Source organism: Acinetobacter sp. (genome assembly GCF_041911495.1).
Taxonomy (GTDB): Bacteria; Pseudomonadota; Gammaproteobacteria; order Pseudomonadales; family Moraxellaceae; genus Acinetobacter.
This window is the reverse complement of record NZ_JAYROT010000032.1, coordinates 1-9,460: the sequence shown is the minus strand read 5'-3', so window position 1 is coordinate 9,460 and position 9,460 is coordinate 1. Positions and strand designations below refer to the sequence as shown.

Genomic DNA, 9,460 nt, shown 5'->3' with positions numbered 1-9,460 from the left:
TTTGCATTTTGGCGATTATGGCGGTCTACCACTGAAAATTCTGAGGAGTTTCTGCACTGTATTGACCTTATTTATCACCATGAATGGGGCGTGGCTATGGTGGGCAAAACGTAAGCAAAAGAACATGAAAGGAGAGCAGAATGCAACTGTGGAGTAATTTAAATACTTTATGGTTGCTTTGTGTGATTAGCATGCTGGGTATTATTGGCATGCTCGTGGTCGACGTTATTTGGGATATTGTATTGCTGATTGTGACGGCTTTACCAATGATTATTGCCGTCTATCGAATGAAAAAATTAAAAGCCAAATAGAGTGCTCAGAATAAGAATGCACAGGTTTTATTAACATAGACTTCACAGTTAAAATCTAAAAAATACCGTATGCTGATAAATTAAAGAAGTAGAATCAATGGAGTGTCGCAAATGGGTAAAGTCAGTAAACAGCATACAAAATACAATCCCAAATCTTTGTGTGTAAATCTTTGCATGGTCATGGGGCTAACAGTCACTGCGACATTGACAGCTTGCTCCTCGCCAAATAAATCTGCGCAAGCAACTAATCAAAATCTAGAAGCGTCTGCGAATGGTGTAGATTCATCGAAAATTAATCAAAGCTATGAAGTTGAAGAGGTTGCAACATTCGATGAGCCGTGGGCAATCAATACACTACCTGATGGAAAATTGCTGATTACCGAGCGACAAGGCAAGCTGAAACTATTCGATCCGTCGACTCGGCAAAGTGTTGATGTACAAGGCGTGCCAGTAGTTGCCTATGGCGGACAAGGCGGTTTAGGTGATGTGGTGATTCATCCACATTTTAGCGAAAATCAATGGGTTTATCTGAGCTATGCTGTACAAGGTCAAGGCGGTTATGGTGCAGAAATTTCCAGAGCTAAACTCGACCTCACGAATCCGCAACAACCGAAGCTGACAAATTTAGAAAAAATCTGGGAACAAGTGCCAAAAATGTCAGGACAAGGGCATTATGGGCATCGCATGTTATTCGACTTTGAAGATCAGCTTTGGGTGGCTTCAGGCGAGCGTCAACACTTTGATCCTGCACAGGATATGAAGAGTAACTTGGGTAAAGTATTGCGACTGAATGATGACGGCACACCTGCTGACGGCAACCCTTTTGCCAATCAAGGCGATGTGGCAAAGCAGATTTGGTCGCTTGGACATCGCAATCCACTGGGTATGGCACTTGATCTGCAAGGACAACTTTGGGTGGTCGAAATGGGACCAAAGGGTGGTGACGAACTGAATCTCATCAAAAGATCAGCCAATTACGGCTATCCAATTGTTTCAAATGGCGATCATTATGATGGGCGAGATATTCCCGATCATAACACCCGTCCAGAGTTTCAAACGCCTACGATCAGTTGGACACCTGTGATTTCGCCATCAAGTATGATTATTTATCAAGGTGAGCAATTCCCACAATGGCAAGGTAAAGCGATCATCGGCGGGCTATCTTCAGAATCCATCGTGATCGTTGATCTCAGCCAAGCCAAAGACAATATCGCCAAGGAGGTCCAACGCTTAGATATGGGCGAGCGGATTCGCGGGATGATCTCTGCCAATGATGGCAGTCTGTGGGTCATTGAAGATGGTTCAAATAGTAAGCTTTTACATCTCACTGCAAAGTAATGAAATAGTCGATGATTTTCAGTGCCTTCAAAATGACTGAAATTGTTTGTAAATATTTGCATCATCACTGACAATGGATACATTCTATTTTATGAATTTAGCCCAACAACCCTGACAAAATCATCTTGAGTAGTTTGCATGTCGAATAGCACCATCCCATTACCCGAACGTATCCGACCACGGAGCTTAGATGAGATCATCGGACAAGATCATCTTTTGGGAGAAGGTGCGCCTCTACGTCAGATGATTGATCAGGGGCATCTACCCTCAATCATCTTTTGGGGGCCTCCAGGTGTGGGGAAAACCACGATTGCCTTGTTGCTTGCGCAGGCGGTCGATCGACCTTTTGTCAGTTTATCTGCGCTGAATACTGGGGTGAAAGAACTCCGTGAAGTGATCGCTGAAAGTGGTGATTTACTCACGCCAGTGGTGTTTATTGATGAGATTCATCGCTTTAATAAATCACAGCAGGATGCGCTCCTCGGCGCAGTGGAAAAAGGCAAAATTACGTTGATTGGCGCAACCACGGAAAATCCTTCTTTTGAAGTGAATAGTGCGCTTTTGTCACGTTGTCAGGTGTATATGCTGAATGCCTTAGATCATGAAGCGATTCAACAACTGATTGGTCAAGCATTAACACAAGATCAATTTTTAAAAAGTCGTGCGATGCGCATTGATGAATGGGATGCGTTGATTCAGTTTGCCGCTGGTGATGCACGAAAAGCTTTAAACCTGATTGATTTAGTCGCTAGTACTTTACCTCCTGCGGAAGATTTGGAAGAGCGTCAGAACAATGTAGTCAATGATGCTTTAGTGGTCAAAGTCGCTCAACAGAATATTGCTCGCTACGACAAATCAGGTGAACAGCATTACGATTTGATCTCTGCTTTTATCAAGTCGATTCGAGGCAGTGATCCTGATGCGACGCTGTACTGGATGGCTCGCATGCTCAAAGGTGGCGAAGACCCTGTATTTATTGCACGGCGGATGCTGATTGCTGCATCGGAAGATATCGGCAACTCCAATCCAAATGCACTCCTGATGGCAGGAGAATGTTTCCGTTCGGTACAAGCGATCGGTATGCCTGAGGCTCGCATTGTACTTGGGCAATGTGCGGTGTATTTGGCGACCAGTGCTAAGAGTAACAGTACCTATATGGCGATCAATCGGGCGCTGGCTTTGGCGGAAAAAACGGCTGAACTTCCAGTGCCACTACATCTACGCAATGCACCGACCAAACTGATGAAACAACAAGGCTATGGTGTGAATTATCTCTATCCACATGATTATCCTGAGCATTTTGTCATGCAGGACTATTTGCCACCCGAGCTGAAAGGTACAGTGTTGTATCAACGTGCGTTGAATAAACGAGAAGTGGAATCTGAGCGTTTACAACAACGTCGTTGGCAACAACAGAGTCAACAGCAACAATGATAATCGTTAAATAGATTGTTGCTATAAAGCTATTTAACAAATTCGAAAAAAATTAAGGAAAAAATATGCTGACCCTACACCATTTACAATTTTCACGTTCGATTCGGATTCTTTGGGCGCTGGAAGAGCTTGGCATCGATTACGACATGCAATATTACAAACGCTTGCCAAATATGTCTGCGCCACCTGAGCTGAAAAAAGTACATCCACTGGGCAAAGCGCCTGTGATCACCGATGAAGGTTTGGTGGTTGCTGAGTCTGCTGTGATTCTAGATCATCTACAAGCCAAGTATGATATGGACAGTCAATTTAAACCGCAGACCGCAGAAGGCATCAATCAATATAATTACTGGATGCATTATGCCGAAGGTTCATTAATGCCGTTGTTGGTATTTACTTTGGTGGTCAGTCAGTTAGGTAGCAAAAAAGTGCCGTTTCTAGCCCGTCCGATCACCAATGCGATTGGTGAACAATTACAAAAACAATTTTCAAAACCACGTTTAAAAGAACATGTTGCCTTTCTCGAACAGCATTTGGCGCAGCATGACTATTTTGCAGGCGATCAATTTAGCTTTGCCGATATTCAAATGATTTTCCCATTAGAAGGTTTATGCTCACGTCAAAGCGAACTGTCATTGCCGAATGTGGAAAAATATCTCGCCCGAATTAATCAACGTCCTGCCTTGCAACGTGCCAAACAAAAAAGCCCAGACGGTGGCAAGGCGATGAGCGTTTAAGAATTTAAGCTTTTTAGAAATTAAGGTGAGTTGGAAATTTTATGTCAGGCATTATTCAGTCCTTACTCGACACCGATCTGTATAAATTCACCATGTTGCAAGTGGTGTTACACCAATTCCCGCAAGCAGATAGTGTCTATCTGTTTCGTTGTCGCAATAGCAAAGAAGCCGCCTATCCACTCCGAGAATTAAAAGCAGAATTAGACCGAGAGCTGGACGATCTGTGTGCGCTGAAATTTACTGCGGAAGAGTTAAAATTTTTACGTCAATGGCGCTTTATCAAAAGTGATTTTGTTGATTATTTAGAATTGTTCCAACTCAAGCGCCGTTTTATCGAAACTACAGTGGATGACAGCGGCGAATTGGTGATTCGCATCGAAGGTCCGATGGTGCAAGCCATGTTCTTTGAAATTTATGTGCTCGCCATTGTCAATGAATTGTACTATCGTCGCTTGGATGTAGAGTCGGCACATATCGAAGGTGAAAAACGCCTACAAGCCAAAGCTGAGCTTTTAAAAAGCTATGCCGAACAGCAGGTCGATGGCGAGCCACCATTTTTGGTCTCAGATTTTGGTACACGTCGCCGTTATAGTTATGCGTGGCAAAAGCATGTGGTAGAAACCTTAAGAGCGGCTGCGCCAAATGTGCTTCGAGGGACAAGCAATGTCTATCTGGCAATGCAACTGGGCATTACGCCGATCGGGACGATGGCGCATGAATTTCTACAGGCATTTCAGGCGTTGGACGTGCGTTTGCGAGATTTCCAAAAGGCGGCATTGGAAGCATGGGTGCAAGAATATCGTGGCGACTTGGGAATTGCCTTGACTGATGTGGTCGGTATGGATGCTTTCTTGCGAGATTTTGACCTGTATTTTGCCAAGCTATTCGATGGTCTACGACATGACAGTGGCGACCCTTATGAATGGGGCGACAAAGCCTATGCACATTATAAAAAGTTGAAAATCGACAGTCGCACCAAGATGCTCACCTTTAGCGATGGTTTGGATTTAGAAAAAGCGTGGGATTTGCATCACTATTTTAAAGATCGCTTCCAAGTCAGCTTTGGTATCGGAACGAATCTAACCAATGATATGGGACAAAAGGCGTTAAACATTGTCTTAAAATTGGTAGAGTGTAATGGTCAGTCGGTGGCGAAAATCTCCGACAGCCCAGGCAAAACCATGACGGATAATGACACGTTCCTAGCTTATCTCCGCCAAGTCTTTGAAATATAGTCAGAGATTTAATTCTGCTACAGCGTTAACCTCGCTCGAAGTACTCTTTGTACATCTTCGCTCGGTTGCCTCGTATCAGAAATAAATTTCCTCGACTATACTCGATGATCAAGGTTGATTTTACGATGGATGTTGATTCGCAGAAAATTGACTAAGCATAGACTGATTTTGTGTAATTGCTGATAAGTGACTATGTTATGATTTGGGGCTTTAGGGGCGAATCAAAATCACTATGTACTCGCTCGAAATGGTCGTATTACAAGGTTAGAACTATGAATGCAGATGTGCCGTTTGGTTTGTTGGTTGAGCCAGAACAGTTTGCACCGTTTTTAGATGATCCAAAATTTCGGATTGTTGACTTGAGTCGTGAGTCGGTGTTTGAACAATTGCATTTGCCCAATGCCATCTCGGTACGTCCAAGTGAATTGGTGCGTCATCATGAATTTGCTTCAGGACTATTGCCTGAAAGCGACAAATTACAAGCCTTATTCGATCGACTGGGTATTACCGCAAATCATCATGTCATTGCCTATGATGATGAAGGTGGTGCATGGGCAGGGCGCTTGATTTGGAATTTGCACTGTGCAGGATTTTATCAAACCAGTTTGCTCAATGGTGGCATTCACGCATGGCTTGCAGCAGGATTACCCACCTCGATTGATCACTATCAAATCGAACACACTGCAAATATTTTCCAAGTCGATTTAAGCGCCAAGCAAGACTATCAAATTGAATATGATGAACTCTCCGAAATTGTTGAAGCGCAAAGCGTACAACTTTGGGATTGTCGAACTGAAGATGAATATACGGGTGTGCGCTTGGCGGCACGGCGTGGAGGTCATATCACAGGGGCAAAATGGTACGAATGGAGTACTGCCATTAATCGCCAAGATCATTTAAAATTGCATCCATTGACACGCATTCAACAGCAATTGGAACAACGTGGATTTGACCTCTCTAAACCTGTGATTGTCTATTGTCAGTCCCATCATCGTTCAGGTTTGGCATATATCATTGGGCGATTGCTGAACTGGAATATTCGTGCCTATGATGGTGCATGGAGTGAGTGGGGCAATCGCATGGACAGTGCTGTCGTCAAAGGAGAACATCCTGTTGAACAAGGCTAATCCGAAAAGATTTAAATCCCAAACCAAGCGCAATCCGCAAACAGAAGCCACATTTAAAAAGTCTAAAGCCATGATCGATCAAGCATTTATTCGTCTACAAAAAATCATTCCACAACATGCGCTGAGCCGTCTTGTGGGTAAAATCGCAGCCAGTGAGCAACCACTGCTCAAGACTGCGGTGATTTATGCCTTTAAACAAAAATATGGCATTGATCTCTCGATCGCCGAAGCAGAAGAAATTAGCCGTTATCCATCGTTTAATGCCTTCTTTACTCGGGCACTGAAAGAAGGTCAACGTCCGATTGATCACAATCCAAAGCATGTGGTCAGTCCTGCCGATGGAGCAATTTCACAACTCGGTAAGATCGAACAAGGCAAAATTTTCCAAGCCAAAGGGCAAAGCTATACCGTAGAGCAACTGATCGCTGATCCAAATTTGGCTGAACCGTTCCAAGATGGTGAGTTTATTACCGTGTATCTTTCGCCAAAAGACTATCACCGTGTACATATGCCATATGGTGGGAAGCTGACAGAAACATTGTATGTGCCAGGGGAATTATTCTCGGTGAATCAAGTCACAGCGGAGAATATCCCAGAACTATTTGCACGTAATGAGCGCATGGTCTGTTTGTTTGATACCGAGCTTGGGCGTATGGCAGTGGTCTTGGTTGGGGCGATGATCGTGGCAGGGATCGAAACCGTAGCGACTGGACAAGTCAAACCTAATGGACGTATCGAGCTACAAGAACATGACATGACTTTGGAAAAAGGCGATGAGCTTGGTCGATTCTATCTAGGTTCAACAGCGATTGTCTTATTTGAAAAAGATAAAGTGAATTGGGATGGTCATTTCAAAGCCAATAGTCCGGTGCAAATGGGTCGCCCACTTGGGAAGACGAAGGGTTAATGTCAGGACTCATATTATTATTGATCGGATTGTTTGTGGGTTATTGGTTTGGTCGAAATACTGCACCTAAGCCTGAACCAACAAAATCCTATCAACGCCCAAAAAACTATACTTATGAACAGCGTCAACGTATGAAAGTGATTTATCATTCTGATGCTGAACGGATTCGTGAGCTAAATACATTATCTTCAAATGACAGTATTTTTCTTCGCATATTGAAGCAAGAATTTGACCCAAAAGAAATCGTAGTGAAGCAAAAGCGATATTTTGTCGTGGATAGAGATCATTTCCCGATCGCTATTTTTGAATACCGAGATGGTTCGCAAGTCTTTAGAAATAAAGATATTGAAGATGGCTTGCCTGTATTTATGTACAAAGGATTGTTATCAAGTGATGCAATCCAAGAAGATGCAGAAGAAATTCAACAATATCTCCAGAAGAAACCAAAAGGGTTTTTAAGTAAAATCAATCAGGTTGAAACTTGACGCGAAAACTTGTACTAATAAATGCTTAAAAAGAAAAAGGAATAAAACATGATTTGGTTGATAGTCTTTGTGGTTTTAGTTGTCCTCATTGGAGCATTTTTTTCAAGCACGAAAATTAATTTTGACAAACGTGGTACACGTAATCCGATCAAAGCCAAGCGTGTATTGACCATGAATGAACAGCCAACATTCTTGCGGTTGAAGGAGGCTCTGCCTGAGCATCATGTGCTTGCACAGGTTTCTTTTAACGCATTTATGACTGCAAAAGGCTATGCCACACGAAACTTATTCAATCGCAAAGTTGCTGATTTTGTGGTTTTGGATAATAAATTCAATGTGGTTGCCATCGTGGAGTTAGATGATTCAAGTCACAAAGGTAAGGAAGGCAGAGATGCCGAGCGAGATGCGCTCATCGCAGAAGCAGGCTATAAAGTGATTCACTATAAACGCACACCAGAGATTGAGAAAATTAAGTTAGATTTTGGTATTCAGCGAGATGAAGCCGTGAAAGAAAACATAGCGCAACAGATTCAACCGAAAGAAGAACCAAAGACAAAGTTAGTTGGTGATGCGATTATTATTCAAACTGATAAAGAACTACCAAAACCAAATGAGAACAATAGTTCAGCGAGTAACGCTCAATAATTTACAATAATTTTTTTTGCAAACTCAAGAATGCAAAAAACCCATATCATTCGATATGGGCTTTTTAGAATTTGGCGTCCCTACGGGGATTCGAACCCCGGTTACCGCCGTGAAAGGGCGATGTCCTAGGCCTCTAGACGATAGGGACTAATATGAGGCATGTTCTGATTTAGAAGATTTAATTTCTAAAACACTTCAATCCTTTGTAGGTATTAAAGTGGCGTCCCTACGGGGATTCGAACCCCGGTTACCGCCGTGAAAGGGCGATGTCCTAGGCCTCTAGACGATAGGGACGCAGAGTACAAGTGATTGCCATGATTTAAGACATGACATGAATCTGCTTGCTTAGAACGAGGTGCATTGTAATGGCATATCTTTGATGATGCAAACGATTTCAGAAGCCTGCATCGCCAATCGCATTATTTTTATACGGTGTTTGTCTAAGAATTATGCAATGTGATGGCGTTCTGAAAAACACATTGGGTTTTCAAAAATCAACCCTATTCAAAAATGATGCTTATTGCTTATAAATACTACAAGAAAAATGATTGCTTTCGTGTTCCAATCGACTTTTCTTACGGTGTTCTGCCGCTTCAAAACGACACTGTTGCACCGCATTTTCAATGACTAAAGGTGGAATCGCTTTAGGTTTGCGATGCTCATCGACGGCAACCATGGTGAAATAACAGGTGTTGGTATGGCGAATGGTGCGTTGTTGGATATTTTGCGCTTCGACACGGATGCCGATTTCCATTGAGGTTTTACCAACAAAGTTGACACTGGCAAGGAAAGTCACCAATTCACCCACATGGATCGGCTCTTTAAATAATACTTGATCGACGGAAAGCGTGACCACATAGCTACCACTGTATTGACTGGCGCAGGCAAATGCTGCTTGGTCAAGTAGTCTTAAAATCGTACCGCCATGCACATTTCCCGCAAAGTTTGCCATATCTGGCGTCATCAACACAGACATTGAAAGCTCGGTCTGTAGGTTGGCTTGAGTGACTGGATCAAGTGGGGACATATTATATTTTCCTTATCATCTTGGCGCATAGCTTGGGATAAGGTTGATCTTTGAGAGCAACACTTTTTGACATCAATGCGTTAACCACATTTTTTAATCAGAGTGGTTGAACACATCGCTGTGAACTGATTATACGCTTAAAATAAAACACAGGCTGAAAAAATCTTGTGTTCGTAGCGCATAGAAGCTCACGATAGATCATGCCCAAAGCCTT

Annotated in this window: 10 protein-coding genes and 2 tRNA genes; 9 read left to right on the top strand and 3 right to left on the bottom strand. The window is 42.9% G+C overall.

What is annotated here, in order from left to right; genetic code table 11:
- Nucleotides 1–140: 140 nt before the first annotated feature.
- The 9 genes from ACE3PQ_RS03860 (at nt 141) to ACE3PQ_RS03820 (ending at nt 8,219) form a co-directional block, all read left to right on the top strand.
- Nucleotides 141–311 carry a hypothetical protein gene (locus ACE3PQ_RS03860; protein WP_374295373.1) on the top strand — a complete coding sequence of 57 codons (171 nt, stop codon included), beginning with the start codon at nt 141–143 and terminating at the stop codon, nt 309–311.
- Between the two features lie 174 nt (nt 312–485).
- A complete protein-coding gene (locus tag ACE3PQ_RS03855; RefSeq protein WP_374295377.1) occupies nt 486–1,649 on the top strand; it encodes a PQQ-dependent sugar dehydrogenase in 1,164 nt (387 codons plus the stop codon).
- 138 nt (nt 1,650–1,787) lie between these two features.
- Nucleotides 1,788–3,083 carry a replication-associated recombination protein A gene (locus ACE3PQ_RS03850; RefSeq protein WP_374295371.1) on the top strand — a complete coding sequence of 432 codons (1,296 nt, stop codon included), beginning with the start codon at nt 1,788–1,790 and terminating at the stop codon, nt 3,081–3,083.
- A gap of 65 nt (nt 3,084–3,148) precedes the next feature.
- Nucleotides 3,149–3,820 carry a glutathione S-transferase family protein gene (locus ACE3PQ_RS03845; RefSeq protein ID WP_374295369.1) on the top strand — a complete coding sequence of 224 codons (672 nt, stop codon included), beginning with the start codon at nt 3,149–3,151 and terminating at the stop codon, nt 3,818–3,820.
- A gap of 41 nt (nt 3,821–3,861) precedes the next feature.
- Complete coding sequence (gene pncB, locus ACE3PQ_RS03840; RefSeq protein WP_374295367.1) at nt 3,862–5,055, top strand: nicotinate phosphoribosyltransferase; 1,194 nt, start codon at nt 3,862–3,864, stop codon at nt 5,053–5,055.
- Nucleotides 5,056–5,327: 272 nt separating this feature from the next.
- Nucleotides 5,328–6,182 carry a sulfurtransferase gene (locus ACE3PQ_RS03835; protein WP_374295365.1) on the top strand — a complete coding sequence of 285 codons (855 nt, stop codon included), beginning with the start codon at nt 5,328–5,330 and terminating at the stop codon, nt 6,180–6,182.
- A gap of 70 nt (nt 6,183–6,252) precedes the next feature.
- Nucleotides 6,253–7,089: an archaetidylserine decarboxylase gene (gene asd / locus ACE3PQ_RS03830; protein ID WP_374295375.1), complete on the top strand. Its 837-nt coding sequence runs from the start codon at nt 6,253–6,255 to the stop codon at nt 7,087–7,089.
- The gene (locus tag ACE3PQ_RS03825) at nt 7,089–7,574 is read left to right on the top strand and encodes a hypothetical protein (protein WP_374295363.1); all 486 of its coding nucleotides are present in this window, start codon (nt 7,089–7,091) and stop codon (nt 7,572–7,574) included. The genes asd and ACE3PQ_RS03825 overlap by 1 nt, the downstream gene beginning before the upstream one ends.
- Before the next feature lie 48 nt (nt 7,575–7,622).
- A complete protein-coding gene (locus ACE3PQ_RS03820) occupies nt 7,623–8,219 on the top strand; it encodes a DUF2726 domain-containing protein (RefSeq protein ID WP_374295361.1) in 597 nt (198 codons plus the stop codon).
- 72 nt (nt 8,220–8,291) lie between these two features.
- On the opposite strand, the gene ACE3PQ_RS03815 is transcribed toward ACE3PQ_RS03820, so the two are convergent.
- The 3 genes from ACE3PQ_RS03815 to ACE3PQ_RS03805 all read right to left on the bottom strand — a co-directional run bounded on the left by ACE3PQ_RS03815 (nt 8,292) and on the right by ACE3PQ_RS03805 (nt 9,246).
- Nucleotides 8,292–8,367 (bottom strand) — tRNA-Glu (locus ACE3PQ_RS03815).
- Nucleotides 8,368–8,437: 70 nt separating this feature from the next.
- A tRNA-Glu gene (locus tag ACE3PQ_RS03810) sits at nt 8,438–8,513 on the bottom strand.
- Nucleotides 8,514–8,736: 223 nt separating this feature from the next.
- Nucleotides 8,737–9,246: an acyl-CoA thioesterase gene (locus ACE3PQ_RS03805; RefSeq protein WP_374295359.1), complete on the bottom strand. Its 510-nt coding sequence runs from the start codon at nt 9,244–9,246 to the stop codon at nt 8,737–8,739.
- Nucleotides 9,247–9,460 lie beyond the last annotated feature (214 nt).